An 18,410-nucleotide genomic window follows, 5' to 3' on the forward strand; every position below is an offset into this window, starting at 1 on the left:
TTTAGTTTATTTTTTAATCAATGATGTTAATTGTGGTCTAAAGCGGTTATGTTTCACCACTCGGATCTGTTCACGCATCACTTTTAAGCTGTCAGGCTGGACATTCACGACCAACGCGGAAACAGCATCCACATTCTTTTTCATCACCTTACCCCAGCCATCTACGGCGAGAGTATGTCCCCATGTACGACGCGTACCATGCACCCCAACTTGCGCTGGCGCTAAAACATAGCACTGGTTTTCAATCGCACGGGCTCTTAACAGTGGCTCCCAGTGAGCTTGTCCAGTATAACGAGTAAACGCCGCAGGGACGGAAATAATCTCTGCACCTTGTTCACGTAATGCTTGGAATAAGCCAGGGAAACGTAAATCATAACAAATGGTCAAACCTAAGCGACCTACTGGCGTATCAACCACAGTCAGGTGCTCACCACGTTGATAAATAACCGATTCGTTATATTCGCCTTGCTCATCTTCGATGTTCACATCAAACATATGAATTTTATCGTAACGCGCAGTGATATTCCCTTTCGCATCAAACAGTAAGCTACTACTGGTAATACGTTCAGGATCTTCACGGCTAATCAATGGCATTGACCCAATCAGGATCCACACATTGTAACGGATAGCCATCCCACGGATAGCGTCTTGTAATGGGCCATTACCTTCTGTTTCAGCCTGTTTACGATAGGTTGCAGCATCAGCAAATAGTAATGCATTTTCAGGAGTAAGAACTAACTGCACGGTATCAGGCAACTGTTTAATTTGCTGCTCTATCTGTGCCAAGTTGTGTTTTGTATTCTTACCACTACATAACTGCAAAAGTGCAACATTACCCGTTTTCATTACTCTTGAGTCTCCTTAAGCTGACGTAGTACTTCATCAATTTTAGGTTCATCCAGACTACCACTTACACGATAGCGAATAACCGAAATTTTACTCCACAACGGACCAAGGACTTTCGATGCCGCGAATACTGCCGCGCCCGCAAACGGGTTAATCACGAATGCGGTGGCTACACCTACTGTAGCAGAAATTTCAGGGGTAATGACCGCTTCCGCATTAATTTGGCGCTTAACAAGGTCAATATCCCCATTCAAGGCAATATCCGCGACTAATCCATCAATATAAAGATCCTTTGAGGTTAGAATACCTTGATTAATGACCGCATTGCCTTTAATCGAATCAAAGTTAAAGTCATTACTGAACGTATCCCGGAAATCTAATTGAAGTTTGCGCAATAATGCATCAAAACTGACTAGACGTAGTAACTGCCCAGCACGCCCGCCCCCCATATGGGCAATCGCACCTTTCCCTAATTTTGCTGACATTTTCCCATTCAGTGTGGCAACCTCAGGCTCCCAAGGAACCTGCGCCCAGTTCAGGTCAAATTCAATCGAATACGGAGAGTCGATAATCGGTACCAAGACACCAAAATAAGCAGCAGTTTCATCGAAAGCCTCGCCAGTTAGCGAGCCTGCAATCTCAGTTTTATTGCCATCATTACTGCGCCATAAGGCATCAAGCTTTAACTCACTGGCACTGTTTCTCAGTGAACCTGCGGTTAATTTTAAAGTGTGCTGCCCCACTGGCGTGACTTGCGCCGAGATTTCTCCCAGTTTTTGCCCACTCACCCAACACTCCGCACAATGGATGTTCACTTTAGGCCACTGACTAAAGTCGAATACTTCCGATGAAGGGGTCTTTTCGTTTGACGCTAGCGAACCTTCAGGATTGTAATACAGGTATTCAATATCCAGCGCCCATGGCTGCTGTTGCCAAATCTGTAGCTGCCCTTTTAGGTTTGCACTTTCTACATTAATTTGCTGTTCATCACGGTATAAATCATAAGAGAAGCTCAAATCTTTCCAACGCTGACCTGCCAAATAAACGGATGGCGCTTTAACCTCAAGGGTATCCGGGTAGCCAATTTGCCCCACATGTTCGCTGGCAGAAGAAGATAAAAAGCCACTCGCTAATTTCTCCCAATTGACATCTTCTACCGCAGGTAAATCCACTAAAATGGTCGAGCCGTTTGGTAATGCAGGAACCTGATTATTCCATGGGGCAATGTGAGCTTTTTGTAGTTTCAATGGCGAGCTGGTGAGCGACCACTGAGAATTAAAACCAAGGCGCTGACCAATATCACCACCTACCGTTAATTGCTCCGTCGTGCCTTTTGCTTGAATATTCATCTTACCAAGCTGTTGCAGTAGTTCAGTATTCAGTGCAGGTAACTGGCTTTTTAGCTTATTTAATCCTGCGGCTACCTCAATCTGTAAACCTGTCGCTTGCTTGGATGATTCTGGTAACGTGATATGAATTTGGCTTTTCCAATCACTCACGCCAGAGACTTTCCCTTTGATATCACTTGGCAGCATGGGAACTTTATTTAGCTCCCAATTTCCGCCAAGGTTAATATCCACCAAATAATCTTTCGGGCGCGTTAATGTCGTGAAATCCAAAGAAACTGGCTGTTCTAACCATTGCCCCGTGATGTTATCACTGACTAAATCCCCATTGGTAAATTTGAAGCTGCCAGTCAATCCATGCAATGTGCTATCGATTGGGCGTACAAACACATTATTTTTATTAAGATTGACTTGCCCTTTCGCGACAACATCTTTTCCCGCCGATAATGGAATAGCGAGATTAAGCTTACCGGTTACGATACCATCAATTTGTAGCTCATCCAGCGTGTCGCCAAGGGAATGTTTGAGTGGTGTATGGGTAAAATATTGTTGGATCTGTTTGCCTGTTCCACTCACTCCCGCATCGATATATAACATTTCATCGAAGTAATCATGAATTACTGCATCGAGATTTTCTGCCGTTGCATCCCCTAATTTCACCGAGTCCGTATGCATCGCTAAACTTGCGCGGCTAAAGTCTAAATCGAGGTTTAAATCCAGTAATGCAGGCCATTGGTCATCGTATTCGAATGTGCCATCACGCAGCGGCACATACACTTGGAACTGCCCGTCATTTTTATAGTAAGGATAATGCGCTGGGTCGCCTTTATACACCAGCGTCGCATTGTCTACATGTCCGGCAATAATCGCTTTAGTCAGATAATCCGCTAGCTCCTGCCCCATCAGCTTTTGTGGGAAATAGCGCCAAGCTTCCCCAGCATCATCGGTGCTGATCCCCGCTAAAATAGCCAAATCGGCAATATCATGCTGCTTCGCTTTCGCATAGCTAAAGTCGCCATTGGCTTTGACGGCCTTAGCTTGCAAATTCACACCGGAACTCCACAATTTGAATTCGCTGCTGTTATTGATCCAATTTAATTTACCGCTGGCGTTACTAATCTCAAAAGGCGCTTTAAATTCATCGCGATAATCCACGATACTATCTTTCAGCGAAAATGAGAGAATGCCTTGTTGAGCACCGCCAATAAGTACCCCGGAGAAATGGTTTACAGAAGGAAGCTCTTTCCATTTTTTCCAGCTAACATCCTGCCAGTCCATACTTATTTGTGTATGGTCTTCAGTGCCTTGCGTTAGGTCGAGGGCAAATTCCGAGACTAATCCCGTCGGCTGACGATGCTGCCAATCTTGCACTAATTCTGGCGTAACAAACGAGAATGTCGGTAAGACTTCACTTAGACGTTCTAGCTCAATATTTTTTGCGCGAATGCGCCAGTGATCTTTGTTTTGATATTTTGCCGATGAAGGCAAATACAGAACGGAGACACTCCCTTGCGGCCAGATGTATTCATTGGTTTTCAGGGTATCTAGCTCAGGAATATTAAACAGCCAACCGTTGCCTTGGCGCTTCATGCGCACCAGTAAATCATTCACTTGAAGATTTTGCGTCAGAGGCTCTTCCCCCCAGTTCGCTTCACCTTGACGTAGCTGGATTAGTCCATTATCTATACGATTATTCTTGAGGGTAATCCACGATGATAAACTGAAGTTGGCGTCTCGCAGACCCGTATTATCCCGTAACCACTTGCTGAGCCAAGGCTGCATATCAATGTTATCAGCCTGCAAATAGAACATGCCGTCACTGAGTACGCCGTTTTTATCCGACACATCCAGCTTCACTTGCAGATAACTATTTTGCTTATTTAGTGTTTCAAGGCTAACGAAACCTTGGGCGCGGTGACGGGTATCTTGGTTTAGCCATGAAAGTTCAGGCAATAGTAACGTCATCTTTTGGTCTGATGGCGTCAAAAATGTCAATTGGCTATCTTTTAAAATAAAATGGTCAAACTGCCGTAAAAACAGGTCATCCACTCCATCATAGTTCGTGGTTTCATCTTCCGGTCCATCAAAACTAAGCGGGACTTTATAATCCACATTCAGTTGATAAAACGTCAAATCACGAAAACGCCAACGCAAAGATAATAGCGAATTCCAAATATCTAATTCGATGGTGATTTTGTTGACTTGTATATCGGTTATTGGGTTTTTGATAGCAACATCGGAGATGATAAGCTCGGGACCATAATAGCGCCAAGCTCCTTCAATCTGACCAATATCCAGTGAGATATCGCTGTGATTTTCAACGTAGGTGATAATTTCTTGGCGATAATTATCGATATTGGGTAATAGAAAACGCAAACTGGTGAGTACCAACGCACACAGCAACAATACAGCAGCGGTTGTCACGAGTACGATACGTGGCAGTCGTTTCACCAGTTTCTCCTTCAAGCAGAATGCTACATCATGACGACATCAAAGCGTTCTTGGCTATATAACGGCTCAATCTGCACTTTAACTTGTTTCCCTACAAAGATTTCAACTTCCGCTAATGCGTGAGATTCATCTCCAGTCAACACATCCACCACCGCTTTTGATGCGTAAACTAAGAATCTATCAGCATCGATTGTGCGGTGAACTCTCACGATTTCACGCAAAATTTCATAACATACGGTTTCAACCGATTTTACCGTACCACGACCTTGGCAAGTTGGGCAGGTATCGCACAGCACATGCTCCAAGCTTTCACGGGTTCTTTTACGTGTCATCTCAACTAATCCTAGCTGAGAGAATCCATTAATGGTGGTTTTTACCTTATCTTTACTTAAAGCTTGTTCAAGTGAGGCTAACACACGGCGGCGATGTTCTACATCAGACATATCGATAAAATCGATGATAATAATACCACCGAGATTTCTTAATCGTAATTGGCGTGCAATGGCTTGAGTCGCTTCAACGTTGGTATTAAAGATAGTTTCTTCTAAATTGCGGTGACCAACAAATGCGCCCGTATTGATATCGATGGTGGTCATCGCTTCAGTTTGGTCAATGATCAGATACCCGCCCGATTTCAATTCAACCTTTCTGTCCATCGCGCGTTGAATTTCATTTTCCACATCGAACAAGTCAAAGATAGGTTGATTGCCTTGGTATAGCTCAAGCTTCGCCGTCATTTCCGGCACATATTCCGCAATAAACTCTTCCAACTGCGTGTAGGTTAAACGAGAATCCACACGAATACGGTCGAGGGATGCGCCAGCAAAGTCGCGAATGATACGGTATGCCAGTGAAAGCTCACCGTAAATTTTAGTACGCGTGACATTACGTTTTTTGCGTTCAATCACTTTCGCCCATAAGCGTTTTAAAAATGCAGCATCCTGTTTAACATCCTCTTCAGCCACACCTTCTGCGGCAGTACGAATGATAAACCCGCCGTTTTCATCGCAATATTGTGCGACACACTCTTTTAAACGCTCTCTTTCTTCTTCACTATCAATACGCTGAGATACACCAACATGGGAAGCTCCCGGCATGAAAACCAAGTAACGAGAAGGCAACGTAATGTCTGTGGTGAGTCTTGCGCCTTTGGTGCCAAGTGGGTCTTTAACCACTTGAACAATTAAATCTTGCCCTTGCTTCACCAGCTCAGCGATATCTCTAACATGAAAGTTTTTCTGCTCGTCACCCGCAATGCATTCGGTGTGAGGCATAATGTCCGAGGCGTGTAAAAAGGCTGCTTTATCCAGACCAATATCAACAAAGGCCGCCTGCATACCAGGTAAAACTCGGCTCACACGACCTTTGTAGATATTCCCTACTAGCCCTCTTTTCGCCTCTCTTTCAACATGTATTTCTTGTAAGATCCCACCATCAATATAAGCTACGCGCGTTTCAGATGGTGTTACGTTTACTAATAGTTCCGTAGTCATGAATTCCCCTTCCCATCACCTAACGCTAAAAATCGTTGTATTAATTCTTCTGTTTCGACCAATGGTAAGCCCACCACTGCATGATAGCTGCCATTAATGCATCGAATAAAACGTCCACCGAGACCTTGGATACCGTAAGCGCCTGCTTTATCCATTGGCTCGCCAGATTGTATATAATCCTGTATTTCCAGCAAAGATAACTCGCGGAATGTCACATCTGTCGTAATCAATGAGGTTAGAGTCTCATACTTGTTCGACACAGCAATGGCAGTCATTACCTGATGTGTTTTACCAGAAAGGTCACTGAGGATTTGCTGAGCATGGGCCGCGTCTCGCGGTTTTTCTAATATTTTACCGTCAAGAACTACAATAGTGTCCGCCCCCAAAACTGGATGATCCGCAGGGGCAATTGCTACACCCGCTCGGGATTTATCTCGCGCTAAGCGCTGGACATACGCCTGAGGCGATTCCCCTTCTTGCCATTTTTCTTCCACTTCGGGACGCAAGATTTCAAAGGAATAACCTAGCAGTTGGACTAATTCACGTCGTCTCGGTGAACCTGATGCAAGATAAATTAAGCTCATAAATTGTCATTCCAGTTATCATCAACGGCCACAATCTTAACATACTGAAAATTGGCGGCGAATTTTTCGTAACAGTAAAAATAACCATGGCCACAGAATACCATTCACCAAACTATTCCAGAATACTTGTGGGTGGAATAAGACTTGTGAGGAAAGGAATTCTGCCCAGAAAACAGCAAGGTCTTGCACCACCGTTAATGCAACAATAATCAAAGCTTGCTGCCACAGTGCCATGTTACGTAAAAGCTGATGCTTGTATGCCACGAGATAACAAATGATGCTGAAGGAGAGCGCATGTACGCCCAGAGCTGATCCTTGAATAGAATCGACAATAATTCCTAAGATAAAGCTGGTGCCCACACTGACGCGATGCGGTAATGCCATTACCCAGTATATTAAAATCAGCAGTAACCATGATGGTCGGTAAAATGCCAATTGTTCAGGCCACGGCATTACCTGCAAAATCAGTGCAATAAAGAAAGATAGCCAGATAATGATGCGCCCATTACCGCGATACTCATCCATTATGATTTCCTCTCCACCCTTTCATCATACCGTTTCCCTCACTCTATCTTATTGCTGAGGTTGAGGCTGTGTAGGTTGCATGGACGGTGGTAATGGTGGTCCTTGAATCTCGCTTGGTGTTGGTAACACCTGCGGCAACACTTTCATTAAACGCTCATTTGCAGCCCGGTAAACATCGGATGGTTGTAATGGGGTTTTCGGATCACTTTCATTGCCCCACAGCAGGAGTAAATAACGTAGACGTTGTAACTCAGCACTTGGTCTTGCAGAGATGATAGTATAGGCACGTTGAGTATCATGCTTCACCGCTGAAACAACAGCAACAGGATACCCTTCAGGGAATCGTCCACCTAAGCCCGAAGTCACTAACACATCACCAACACGAATATCTGTATTTCCAGGAAGTGGCTCTAATTGCAGGTCATCCGCACATCCTGAGCCCGCAGCAATAACACGGATATCATTACGTAAGACTTGCACAGGCAATGCATGGGCAGTATCGCAAATTAATAAAACGCGGCTATTAAAATTACTGGTACCAACAACCTGACCTACCACGCCTTTATCGCTGATAACCGGTTGACCTTCATAAACGCCGTCATTACTGCCTTTATCTATCACGACTTGGTCGCGATAAGGCGTGTTCGCACCTGAAATGACTTGCGTCACCATCATATGTTCATCTTGGCGTAATGGGGAACCTAACAGTTCGCGTAAGCGGGCATTTTCTTGTTTGAGTTGCTCAAGCAGCAAGTTATCCGCTTTTTTTAATAATAGCTCTTGGCGCAGGGCTTTATTCTCAAACTGGAGCTGATCCCGCGTTGAAAGGGTGTCAGAGATATTATCAAGGAATTGACGTGGTCCGTTAGCTAAAAAATAGAATGGGCTAACCGCCGTGTCTAAATAATTACGGATTTTATTGAAAGGCTCAAATCGATGGTCAATCACCACCAGCACCAATGCAATTATCACTGCAATAAAAATGCGTAACTGTAGGGAAGGACCTCGCCTAAAAATTGGCTTCATGTATGGCTAAGTTTCGCTAATGGTCGGAGAATAAAAAAATAGTCAAAGCGACTGGAGCTAAAAAACTCCAGTCGCTTATGGCGTGATTTAGTCTTCGCTAAACAGGTCACCGCCGTGCATGTCAATCATCTCTAACGCTTTACCGCCGCCACGAGCAACGCAGGTTAAAGGATCTTCAGCAACGATAACCGGAATGCCAGTCTCTTCCATTAATAAACGATCTAAATTACGCAGAAGAGCACCCCCCCCCGTTAATACCATACCGCGCTCTGAAATATCAGATGCTAATTCTGGTGGGCACTGCTCTAACGCTAACATTACCGCACTCACGATACCGGTCAGTGGCTCTTGTAATGCTTCTAAAATTTCGTTGGAGTTCATTTTGAATCCGCGTGGCACACCTTCAGCCAAGTTACGACCGCGAACCTCAATTTCATAAACTTCATCAGTTGGGAAAGCAGAACCGATACCATGCTTGATACGCTCAGCCGTTGCTTCACCAATTAAGGAACCATAATTACGACGCACATAGTTGATGATTGACTCGTCAAAACGGTCACCACCAATGCGAACAGAAGAAGAGTAAACTACACCGTTCAGAGAGATAACAGCGACTTCAGTGGTACCACCACCGATATCGACAACCATGGAACCTGTCGCTTCAGAAACAGGTAAACCAGCACCGATTGCCGCTGCCATTGGCTCTTCAATTAAGAAAACTTCGCGGGCACCTGCACTTAATGCAGATTCACGGATAGCTTTACGCTCAACTTGAGTTGCACCAACAGGCACACAGACTAAAACACGAGGGCTTGGACGCAGGAAGCTGTTGCTATGAACTTGCTTGATAAAGTGTTGTAACATTTTTTCAGTTAAGAAAAAGTCAGCAATCACACCATCTTTCATTGGTCGAATTGCGGAAATGTTACCCGGTGTACGCCCCAGCATCTGTTTCGCTTCACCACCAACCGCAGCAACGCTTTTTGGCGAGCCCGCGCGATCCTGACGAATTGCAACTACAGAGGGTTCATTTAATTTGACGCCTTGTCCTTTGACATAAATGAGGGTATTGGCCGTACCCAAGTCAATCGACAGGTCATTAGAAAACATGCCACGAAATTTTTTAAACATAACGAAAGGATTATCCTGCAAGCTGGGGACGAATAAAAACCCGTCTACTCTACCAACCACTTGAAGCTGCCTCAAGGCGTAAATCAATCACTTCATAAATATGGTTAATTCATCTATTTTCACATACTAAAATCGTACATGCTTCTATAACAAAACGAAGCAGATAAAAACCCCGAAAATCACCCTTAATTCAAACGCCTTTGAAATTTTTCATCATTCGCGCACGAAAAATGGACAGCCCTCTGGTTGTTATATACTCCATCTTTGCGTTCTTCCCAGTGTGACAAGCGATTACGTCTACAAGTTCAAATAAATTTTTTATATTTTAATTATTGCTATACATCTAGCTTTTTAACAACAAAATAAGTGAACTTAAATTTCGCTGATTCTATTATCAACTTTAAATTAAGCCATAACCATGTCGACACGCTGATGTATTAGTCAGAGTAGGACATTTTGCATGATAAAAGCCTAGTTATGCCAGAAAAAAATGCATTTTTACAAATTAATTACATAAGTAATAGCTTGAATACCATTCTGGCGTCAATGAAAACGATTTTACCTGTGTGTAAATTAAAAAAAACACTTATTTAATCATAAAATTAGGGGTGGATCATGAAAGCGCTCGTTTTACAGCAACAAGGCGATAAAATCGTCCCAGAAATCCTCAATGTACCTACTGAGTCATTATCCGCTGGCGATGTCATCGTCGATATTCACTGGTCGACAATTAACTATAAAGATGCGCTAGCTATTAATGGAAAAGCAGGCGTTGTCCGTCAATATCCAATGGTACCCGGAATTGACTTCTCAGGCATCGTTCATCACAGTGAAGATCCCCGTTTTCATATTGGCCAACACGTACTATTAACAGGATGGGGAGTTGGCGAAACACACTGGGGTGGGCTCGCCACACAAGCAAAAGTTCCCGCCGATTATTTAACGCCTCTTCCTGAAGCATTATCACTGAAACATGCCATGATCATCGGCACCGCTGGATTTACCGCCATGTTGTGCGTGAATGCCCTTGAAGATGCAGGGATCACCCCTGAAAGTGGAGAAATTGTAGTGAGCGGCGCCAGTGGTGGTGTTGGGAGTGTTGCAATCCAATTACTTTCTTTATTGGGTTATCAAGTTGTGGCGATTTCAGGTCGCGAAGAAAATCACGACTATTTACTGAAAATTGGTGCGAAAAGCGTACTACCTCGCAGTGAATTTACTCATCCCGCCAAACCGCTTGATAAACAGCGTTGGGCAGGCGCTATCGACACGGTTGGTGGTGACGTGCTGGCCAATATCTTGGCGCAAGTGAACTATAATGGAGCTGTGGCTGCATGCGGGCTGGCTGGCGGGTTCTCACTGCCAACAACTGTTATGCCATTTATTTTGCGTAATATCCGTCTGCAAGGGGTCGATTCCGTTTACTACCCTGCGACAAAACGCCAAAAAGTGTGGGAACGCTTAGCGCAACTCTTACCTGATGCGTTTTATGATCAAGTTAGCTGCGAGATTTCATTAGAAGAGTGTGTCGAACACGCAAAAAAACTCTTAAAAAATGAAGTCACTGGGCGTACCCTAGTAAACCTTCAAAATTAAATCATCAACACGCGTGATTGTGTCGCCACAATGTGGATTACGGCACAATTTATAAAATAAATTCGGGTAATTTCTCTGATAAGACCAGTATTTTGCTGCTATATGCAACGAAATAATTATAATGCTCTTCCTTGTCAGTGGAAAATCTATTTATTTTTATGATAAAAGATGACAAACCGTCGACATCGCGTTATGTTGTCGGATTATTGACATATCGTCGGAGTTAGCAACACAATGACAGAAGATACTCATATTTTGCTCCTTAACGGCCCGAACTTAAATATGCTGGGTTCCAGAGAACCTGAGAAATATGGGGCTCGACCGCTTTCTGAAATTGTATCGAACCTGATGCAAGAAGCAGAAAAATTAGGGGTGAAACTGAGCCATTTTCAGTCAAATGCAGAGCATGAACTTATCGATAGAATTCATGCAGCACAAGGTAATGTTGATTATATCCTAATCAACCCGGCCGCATTCACGCATACAAGTGTTGCTCTGCGTGATGCGCTATTAGCAGTTTGTATCCCATTTATCGAGATCCATCTGTCTAATATTTATGCTAGAGAACCCTTTCGTCATCACTCCTATTTCTCCGATATGTCCAATGGAGTTATTTGTGGTCTTGGCGCAGATGGTTACAGTTTTGCATTACAAGCCGCGGTTAATCGTGTGCGACTAATTAATTCAATTCAAATATAAGAGTACGGAATCATATCCATGGATATTCGTAAAATTAAAAAGCTGATCGAACTTGTTGAAGAATCTGGCATTTCTGAACTGGAAATTTCTGAAGGTGAAGAGTCAGTACGTATCAGTCGTGTATCACCAGCATCTCAAATGATGGCTGCACCTCAACAGTTCTACTCAGCACCAGTTGCTCAACAACCTGCATTAGCTAACGCGGTTGCTCCAGCACAAGAAGCAGCGGCTCCAGCAGCACCTGCGGCAGTTTCTGGTCACCAAGTTCGCTCACCAATGGTTGGTACTTTCTACCGCTCACCAAGCCCAGAAGCAAAACCATTCGTTGAAGTTGGTCAAACTGTCAAAGTTGGCGATCCTCTTTGCATCGTTGAAGCGATGAAAATGATGAACCAAATCGAAGCAGATAAAGCTGGTGTTGTTAAAGCTATTTTGTTGCAAAACGGTGATGCAATAGAATTTGACGAGCCATTAGTTGTCATCGAATAACGAGGCGTTTCCATGCTGGAAAAAATTGTTATCGCTAACCGTGGGGAAATTGCACTGCGTATTCTGCGTGCATGTAAAGAACTCGGCATCAAAACTGTTGCGGTTCACTCCACGGCAGATAGAGATTTAAAACACGTATTGCTGGCAGACGAAACTATTTGTATTGGTCCGGCTGCCTCAGCAAAAAGCTACTTGAATATCCCTGCAATCATTGCTGCGGCTGAAATTTCAGGCGCGCAAGCGATTCACCCAGGATACGGTTTCCTGTCTGAAAATGCTGACTTTGCAGAACAAGTAGAACAATCAGGTTTCATTTTTATCGGCCCAAAAGCTGAAACCATCCGCCTAATGGGCGACAAAGTTTCTGCGATTAGCGCGATGAAAAAAGCAGGCGTTCCATGTGTACCAGGTTCTGATGGTCCACTGGGTAACGACACTGAAAAGAACAAAGCAATTGCTAAACGCATCGGCTTCCCAGTTATCATCAAAGCATCTGGTGGTGGTGGTGGTCGTGGTATGCGTGTGGTTCGTAATGAGAAAGATCTCGAATCTTCCATTAACCTGACCCGTGCAGAAGCAAAAGCCGCATTCAACAACGACATGGTTTACATGGAAAAATTCCTTGAAAACCCACGTCACGTTGAAATCCAAGTGATGGCAGATGGTCAAGGTCATGCTGTTTATTTAGCTGAACGTGACTGTTCAATGCAGCGCCGCCACCAAAAAGTGGTTGAAGAAGCACCAGCACCGGGGATCACCCCAGAAATTCGCCGTAATATCGGTGAACGCTGTGCAAAAGCCTGTATCGAAATCGGCTATCGTGGCGCAGGTACTTTTGAGTTCTTATTTGAAAACGGCGAATTCTATTTCATCGAAATGAACACCCGTATTCAGGTTGAGCACCCAGTGACCGAAATGATCACCGGCGTTGACTTAATCAAAGAACAGCTGCGTGTAGCATCCGGTTTACCATTATCTGTAACTCAGGATCAGATCAATGTTCACGGTCATGCGATTGAATGTCGTATCAACGCAGAAGACCCGCACACATTCCTGCCTAGCCCAGGTAAAATCACCCGTTTCCACTCTCCGGGTGGCTTCGGTGTTCGTTGGGAATCTCATATTTACGCAGGCTACTCTGTTCCTCCGTTCTATGACTCAATGATCGGTAAATTAATCACTTACGGTGAAACTCGTGAAATCGCGATTGCTCGTATGAAAAACGCGTTAAACGAACTGATCATCGATGGGATTAAAACCAACATCGAATTACAACAGATGATCATGAATGATGAAAACTTTGCCAAAGGTGGAACCAACATCCACTATTTGGAGAAAAAACTCGGTATTCAAGAATAATTCCCTGAATAATCGACATTTTCGTCATTAAAAATAAATACCGGAAAGTCAATTTCCGGTATTTTTTTGCTTATAAATGGCAGGATTATCGGTTTTATTACGCTATTTTTCACACTCCCCCTTCAGATTGTCGTACAATCCCCGATTATTTTTGTCAACATGAGGAGGAAAAGCGGATGGACAAACGTTTTCTTCAATCAAACAGGGAAGCTCGTTGGGCGCTATATCTGACTATTGCCTACATGATAGGTTGGGTACTTTGTGCTTATCTACCCAGTAACACACTTGGTGTTACCGGATTACCGTTATGGTTTGAATGGTCATGTCTGATTCTCCCTATCATCTTTATTTTGCTATGCATCATGATGGTTAAACTCGTATTCAAAGATATCTCGCTGGAGGAGAAAGATGCAGACTGAAGTTCTCCTGCCCTTAATCGGTTATCTGCTCCTTGTTTTTTTCCTTTCGCTCTACGCTTATAAAAAACGCACGAAAGGCGAATTTCTTAACGAGTATTTTCTAGGTAATCGCTCGATGGGCGGCTTTGTCTTAGCCATGACCATCACCGCAACCTACATCAGCGCTAGCTCCTTCATCGGTGGTCCCGGTGCCGCCTACAAATACGGGTTAGGTTGGGTTCTCCTCGCCATGATCCAACTACCTGCGATCTGGCTCTCTTTGGGCGTACTGGGCAAAAAATTTGCCATCTTAGCTCGCCGCTACAATGCAGTTACTCTTAACGACATGCTCTACGCCCGTTACCAAAGTCGTTTTCTCGTTTGGTTTGCTAGCGTAAGTTTATTAGTCGCGTTCTTTGGGGCAATGACGGTGCAGTTTATCGGTGGCGCACGACTACTCGAAACCGCAGCCGGCATTCCTTATACCTATGGATTGATGATTTTTGGTATCTCTATCGCGCTGTATACCGCTATTGGTGGTTTCCGAGCCAGTGTCCTCAACGATGCGTTGCAAGGGCTGGTCATGTTGCTTGGCACCGTTATTTTGCTGGTTGCCATTATCTACCATGCAGGAGGTTTACCTGCTGCTGTGGAAAAAATGCATGCAATCGACCCGAAACTGGTCTCCCCTGAAGGAGCCAATGACATCCTTAGTGGACCATTTATGGCCTCATTCTGGGTGCTAGTCTGTTTTGGGGTTATCGGATTACCGCACACTGCGGTACGCTGTATCTCCTACAAAGACAGCAAAGCCGTTCATAAAGGTATTATTCTGGGCACCATCGTGATGGCCATCTTGATGTTTGGTATGCACTTCGCGGGCGCCTTGGGGCGTGCCATACTGCCGGATTTAACCATCCCAGACCAAGTGATCCCGACTTTGATGGTTCAGGTTCTTCCGCCATTTGCCGCGGGAATTTTTCTAGCAGCACCAATGGCTGCAATTATGTCCACCATTAACGCCCAGTTACTGCAATCTTCGGCGACGATCGTGAAAGATATCTACCTTAACGCCGCACCTGAGCAAATTAAAAATGAGAAAAAACTGGCGCGCATTTCCAGCTTCTCAACGTTAATTTTAGGGGCGCTATTATTGATTGCTGCGTGGAATCCACCACAAATGATTATCTGGCTGAATTTATTAGCTTTTGGTGGATTAGAAGCAGTATTCCTGTGGCCATTGGTTCTCGGATTATATTGGGAAAAAGCCAACGGCACTGGTGCCCTGAGCGGCATGATCGTGGGTGGCGTTTGCTACGCCATTTTCGCCTCATTCAAGATTGAAATTATGGGCTTTCACGCCATTGTGCCATCACTGTTCCTGAGCCTGATTGCCTTTTTGATTGGTAATCTTTTTGGCAAAAATCCAGTACAATCGGCACCAAATGAACAGGTAACCAGCACTCACTGATTCCTGCTACGGATAGATAAACTCCGTCGCTTAAAATCGATTAAATTTTGCATTAGTTTTAGCCTAATGTAAGTGAACAAGAGTAATGCTCTAAATAATTCGCGTTATAGCTAGGCGGCAAACGAGCTAATCCCTAGGAGCATACATAAGTATGTGACTAGGGTTAGCGAGCGCAGCCAACAACGCTATAACGTGAAGTATAACGAGCATTTTAAAAGAGAAAAAAACGATGCCTTGGATACAAATAAGACTAAACTCAAACGCAAAAGACGCAGAAGCCCTTGGCGATGAACTCATGGAAACAGGCTCCGTGTCCGTCACCTTCCAAGACAGCCACGACACACCTGTTTTCGAGCCACTTCCTGGAGAAACTCGCCTGTGGGGCGATACCGATGTTATCGGTCTGTATGACGCTGAAACTGATATGAAATGGGTAGTCACTCAGTTAGAAAACAGCCCATTACTCGGTGCTGGCTTCGTTCATAAAATCGAACAAATTGAAGATAAAGATTGGGAGCGCGAATGGATGGATAACTTCCACCCAATGCGTTTCGGTCAACGTTTATGGATCTGCCCTAGCTGGCGCGATGTGCCAGATCCAAGTGCAGTTAACGTGATGTTAGATCCTGGCTTAGCATTTGGCACGGGAACCCACCCGACGACTTCATTGTGCCTTGAGTGGCTGGATGGATTGGATCTTGAAGGCAAAACCGTTATCGATTTCGGTTGCGGATCAGGGATCTTAGCTATCGCAGCATTAAAGCTCGGTGCAGCGCGTGCGATCGGGATCGATATCGATCCACAAGCTATCCTCGCGAGCCGCGATAATGCACAGCGTAACGGCGTCTCAGAGCGTCTGTCGCTCTATTTACCCAAAGACCAACCTCAAGACCTTCAAGCCGATGTTGTGGTCGCAAACATCCTTGCAGGCCCTTTACGTGAGCTTGCACCGATGATCAGTGTGCTTCCGCGTGTCGGTGGTCATTTAGGCTTATCTGGCGTATTAGCCAGCCAAGCTGAAAGTGTTGCTGATGCTTATCGTGCCGACTTCAATATTGACCCTGTTGCAGAGAAAGATGAGTGGTGCCGTATCACTGGTGTCAAGCATTTTTAATGGGTTTGCGGTAAAAATCAAAGAATAATTTCTTTGAAATTAATTGCAGAATGGATTATCTTACAGCTCAAATATTGCTCAATAGCTGATGATAATCTGTTCTGCTCGAGAAGTGAGTCTTGGATATTCAAAGTAATCGTTATTTTTAGTGCTTGTTGTTAAAAAACACCTAACAACTTGTTAAATAACACTAATTTTATTATTTTCGAAAAAGCAAGATAAAAAAGTTAGTGATAAATAACCGTTTGCTCAAAGTTTGTCCTTTCATATCTCGTAAAAAATGCGTAATATACGCGCCCTTGCAGTCACAGTATGGCCCCCATTTAGTTATGCGAATCGGACAATATCAGTTGAGAAACTGTCTTATTGCTGCCCCCATGGCAGGCATCACAGATAAACCGTTTAGGTCCCTGTGTTATGCGATGGGTGCTGGAATGACGGTATCGGAGATGCTTTCTTCTAACCCACAAGTTTGGAAGACAGATAAATCGAGACTCAGGATGGTTCACCGCGATGAACTCGGGGTACGTTCCGTTCAAATAGCTGGCAATGATCCCGATGAAATGGCTGCTGCAGCTCAAATTAACGTTGAGAGCGGCGCTCAAATCATTGATATCAATATGGGCTGCCCAGCTAAGAAAGTGAATCGTAAGCTAGCAGGCTCAGCCTTACTGCGTTATCCGGAGATTGTAAAATCAATCCTAGAGACCGTTGTAAACGCTGTGGATGTGCCAGTCACACTGAAAATCCGCACAGGCTGGTCACCTGAAGAGCGTAACTGCATAGAGATTGCCCAATTGGCCGAAGATTGTGGTATTCAAGCCCTGACCATTCATGGCAGAACCAGAGCCTGTCTGTTCAACGGCGAAGCTGAATATGACAACATTCGGGCAGTTAAGCAGACTGTTTCCATTCCGGTTATTGCCAATGGCGACATTACTGACCCGCTAAAAGCCAGGGCTGTTTTAGACTACACAGGGGCGGATGCCTTGATGGTAGGACGAGCAGCTCAGGGAAGACCTTGGATCTTTCGGGAAATCCAACATTATCTGGACACAGGTGAAATATTGCCACCGATGCCAATGGCTGACGTGAAAAGCATTATGTTAGGGCATGTACGGGAACTGCACGACTTTTATGGTCAAGGCAAGGGAGCCCGTATAGCGCGCAAACATGTTTCTTGGTACTTACAAGAACATGCACCTGATGACCAGTTTCGGCGCTCCTTCAACGCCATTGAGGATGCCAGCGAACAGCTGGAGGTGTTGGAAGCATTTTTTGAAAATTTTTGCGTAAATAAAAGATAAGAGCTGACAGAACTATGTTCGAACAACGCGTAAATTCTGACGTACTAACCGTTGCTACTGTAAATTCACAAGATCAAGTAACTCAAAAACCGTTACGTGACTCAGTTAAGCAAGCACTGAAGAACTATTTTGCTCAATTAAATAATCAAGATGTTAACGATTTATATGAGCTGGTATTGGCTGAGGTAGAACAGCCTTTGTTGGACATGGTTATGCAATATACCCGTGGAAACCAGACCCGTGCAGCCCTGATGATGGGTATCAACCGCGGAACTCTGCGTAAGAAACTGAAAAAATACGGCATGAACTAATCCTAGTCGGTTAATGCAGTGTTTTTAGAAGCCCTTTCTGATTTTAGAAAGGGCTTTTTTTGTCCCTGTCGATCTGAACACGATCCCCCCCTCTTTTTAATAATCACCCTTCTTCCTAATTCGCAAATCATATATTTTATAAATAAATTCATCTTGTTTTAATCCTAACCTTTATTCATGAGCATTATCACAATTAATAAAATCCTCATTTTTATATCTTGCCATTTTCTATCTAGATTTATAAATTCAAAAATCTTCTTGTTC

16 protein-coding genes are annotated in these 18,410 nt (G+C 44.2%); 9 read left to right on the top strand and 7 right to left on the bottom strand.

The genetic code is table 11. The features are described 5' to 3' along the window. Positions 1–6: 6 nt before the first annotated feature. From nit1 to HFU86_RS16425, 7 genes are all read right to left on the bottom strand, one after another. A complete protein-coding gene (gene nit1 / locus HFU86_RS16395) occupies positions 7–846 on the bottom strand; it encodes a deaminated glutathione amidase (RefSeq protein ID WP_108478432.1) in 840 nt (279 codons plus the stop codon). Next, positions 846–4,643 (bottom strand): AsmA2 domain-containing protein YhdP, encoded by a 3,798-nt coding sequence (gene yhdP / locus HFU86_RS16400; RefSeq protein WP_132496600.1) that lies wholly within the window; start codon positions 4,641–4,643, stop codon positions 846–848. Before yhdP ends, nit1 begins: the two co-directional genes overlap by 1 nt. Positions 4,644–4,666: 23 nt before the next feature. After that, the gene (gene rng / locus HFU86_RS16405; RefSeq protein WP_036956090.1) at positions 4,667–6,136 is read right to left on the bottom strand and encodes a ribonuclease G; all 1,470 of its coding nucleotides are present in this window, start codon (positions 6,134–6,136) and stop codon (positions 4,667–4,669) included. Next, positions 6,133–6,720, bottom strand: coding sequence for a Maf family protein (locus HFU86_RS16410; protein ID WP_132496601.1), 588 nt, complete (start codon positions 6,718–6,720; stop codon positions 6,133–6,135). The genes rng and HFU86_RS16410 overlap by 4 nt, the downstream gene beginning before the upstream one ends. A gap of 36 nt (positions 6,721–6,756) precedes the next feature. Further along, positions 6,757–7,245, bottom strand: coding sequence for a rod shape-determining protein MreD (gene mreD / locus HFU86_RS16415; RefSeq protein ID WP_036956087.1), 489 nt, complete (start codon positions 7,243–7,245; stop codon positions 6,757–6,759). 48 nt (positions 7,246–7,293) lie between these two features. Further along, complete coding sequence (gene mreC / locus HFU86_RS16420) at positions 7,294–8,271, bottom strand: rod shape-determining protein MreC (protein WP_132496602.1); 978 nt, start codon at positions 8,269–8,271, stop codon at positions 7,294–7,296. Positions 8,272–8,358: 87 nt separating this feature from the next. Continuing rightward, on the bottom strand, positions 8,359–9,402 hold the full coding sequence (locus HFU86_RS16425) for a rod shape-determining protein (RefSeq protein ID WP_006662897.1): 1,044 nt from the start codon (positions 9,400–9,402) through the stop codon (positions 8,359–8,361). 615 nt (positions 9,403–10,017) lie between these two features. Between HFU86_RS16425 and acuI the strand changes: the two genes are divergently transcribed. The 9 genes from acuI (at position 10,018) to fis (ending at position 18,146) form a co-directional block, all read left to right on the top strand. Next, positions 10,018–10,998, top strand: a complete 981-nt coding sequence (gene acuI / locus HFU86_RS16430) for an acrylyl-CoA reductase (NADPH) (protein WP_132496603.1) — start codon at positions 10,018–10,020, stop codon at positions 10,996–10,998. Between the two features lie 234 nt (positions 10,999–11,232). Continuing rightward, the gene (aroQ, locus tag HFU86_RS16435) at positions 11,233–11,697 is read left to right on the top strand and encodes a type II 3-dehydroquinate dehydratase (protein ID WP_036956081.1); all 465 of its coding nucleotides are present in this window, start codon (positions 11,233–11,235) and stop codon (positions 11,695–11,697) included. Positions 11,698–11,715: 18 nt separating this feature from the next. Beyond that, entirely contained in the window at positions 11,716–12,186 is a 471-nt protein-coding gene (gene accB / locus HFU86_RS16440; RefSeq protein WP_006659070.1) for an acetyl-CoA carboxylase biotin carboxyl carrier protein, read from the top strand. Positions 12,187–12,198: 12 nt separating this feature from the next. Beyond that, positions 12,199–13,545, top strand: a complete 1,347-nt coding sequence (gene accC, locus HFU86_RS16445; protein WP_036956076.1) for an acetyl-CoA carboxylase biotin carboxylase subunit — start codon at positions 12,199–12,201, stop codon at positions 13,543–13,545. A gap of 176 nt (positions 13,546–13,721) precedes the next feature. Then, positions 13,722–13,964 carry a DUF997 family protein gene (locus tag HFU86_RS16450; protein WP_108478429.1) on the top strand — a complete coding sequence of 81 codons (243 nt, stop codon included), beginning with the start codon at positions 13,722–13,724 and terminating at the stop codon, positions 13,962–13,964. Continuing rightward, complete coding sequence (gene panF / locus HFU86_RS16455; protein WP_132496604.1) at positions 13,954–15,414, top strand: sodium/pantothenate symporter; 1,461 nt, start codon at positions 13,954–13,956, stop codon at positions 15,412–15,414. The genes HFU86_RS16450 and panF overlap by 11 nt, the downstream gene beginning before the upstream one ends. Positions 15,415–15,643: 229 nt before the next feature. Continuing rightward, positions 15,644–16,528, top strand: a complete 885-nt coding sequence (gene prmA, locus HFU86_RS16460) for a 50S ribosomal protein L11 methyltransferase (protein WP_187129668.1) — start codon at positions 15,644–15,646, stop codon at positions 16,526–16,528. Positions 16,529–16,857: 329 nt separating this feature from the next. Continuing rightward, positions 16,858–17,835 carry a tRNA dihydrouridine synthase DusB gene (gene dusB / locus HFU86_RS16465; protein ID WP_036956067.1) on the top strand — a complete coding sequence of 326 codons (978 nt, stop codon included), beginning with the start codon at positions 16,858–16,860 and terminating at the stop codon, positions 17,833–17,835. A gap of 14 nt (positions 17,836–17,849) precedes the next feature. Next, entirely contained in the window at positions 17,850–18,146 is a 297-nt protein-coding gene (gene fis / locus HFU86_RS16470; RefSeq protein WP_004258438.1) for a DNA-binding transcriptional regulator Fis, read from the top strand. The last annotated feature ends 264 nt before the right edge of the window (positions 18,147–18,410 follow it).

Origin of the sequence: Providencia sp. JUb39 (genome assembly GCF_012272845.1) — a bacterium.
Classification (GTDB): Bacteria; Pseudomonadota; Gammaproteobacteria; order Enterobacterales; family Enterobacteriaceae; genus Providencia; species Providencia lanzhouensis.

Excerpts from the sequence above, each read along its gene's own strand:
- HFU86_RS16425 (WP_006662897.1), bottom strand. The coding sequence starts at position 9,402 with ATGTTTAAAAAATTTCGTGGCATGTTTTCTAATGACCTGTCGATTGAC.
- nit1 (WP_108478432.1), bottom strand. The coding sequence starts at position 846 with ATGAAAACGGGTAATGTTGCACTTTTGCAGTTATGTAGTGGTAAGAAT.
- mreD (WP_036956087.1), bottom strand. The coding sequence starts at position 7,245 with ATGGATGAGTATCGCGGTAATGGGCGCATCATTATCTGGCTATCTTTC.
- acuI (WP_132496603.1), top strand. The coding sequence starts at position 10,018 with ATGAAAGCGCTCGTTTTACAGCAACAAGGCGATAAAATCGTCCCAGAA.
- aroQ (WP_036956081.1), top strand. The coding sequence starts at position 11,233 with ATGACAGAAGATACTCATATTTTGCTCCTTAACGGCCCGAACTTAAAT.
- dusB (WP_036956067.1), top strand. The coding sequence starts at position 16,858 with ATGCGAATCGGACAATATCAGTTGAGAAACTGTCTTATTGCTGCCCCC.
- fis (WP_004258438.1), top strand. The coding sequence starts at position 17,850 with ATGTTCGAACAACGCGTAAATTCTGACGTACTAACCGTTGCTACTGTA.
- rng (WP_036956090.1), bottom strand. The coding sequence starts at position 6,136 with ATGACTACGGAACTATTAGTAAACGTAACACCATCTGAAACGCGCGTA.
- accC (WP_036956076.1), top strand. The coding sequence starts at position 12,199 with ATGCTGGAAAAAATTGTTATCGCTAACCGTGGGGAAATTGCACTGCGT.
- HFU86_RS16450 (WP_108478429.1), top strand. The coding sequence starts at position 13,722 with ATGGACAAACGTTTTCTTCAATCAAACAGGGAAGCTCGTTGGGCGCTA.
- accB (WP_006659070.1), top strand. The coding sequence starts at position 11,716 with ATGGATATTCGTAAAATTAAAAAGCTGATCGAACTTGTTGAAGAATCT.
- mreC (WP_132496602.1), bottom strand. The coding sequence starts at position 8,271 with ATGAAGCCAATTTTTAGGCGAGGTCCTTCCCTACAGTTACGCATTTTT.
- prmA (WP_187129668.1), top strand. The coding sequence starts at position 15,644 with ATGCCTTGGATACAAATAAGACTAAACTCAAACGCAAAAGACGCAGAA.
- panF (WP_132496604.1), top strand. The coding sequence starts at position 13,954 with ATGCAGACTGAAGTTCTCCTGCCCTTAATCGGTTATCTGCTCCTTGTT.
- HFU86_RS16410 (WP_132496601.1), bottom strand. The coding sequence starts at position 6,720 with ATGAGCTTAATTTATCTTGCATCAGGTTCACCGAGACGACGTGAATTA.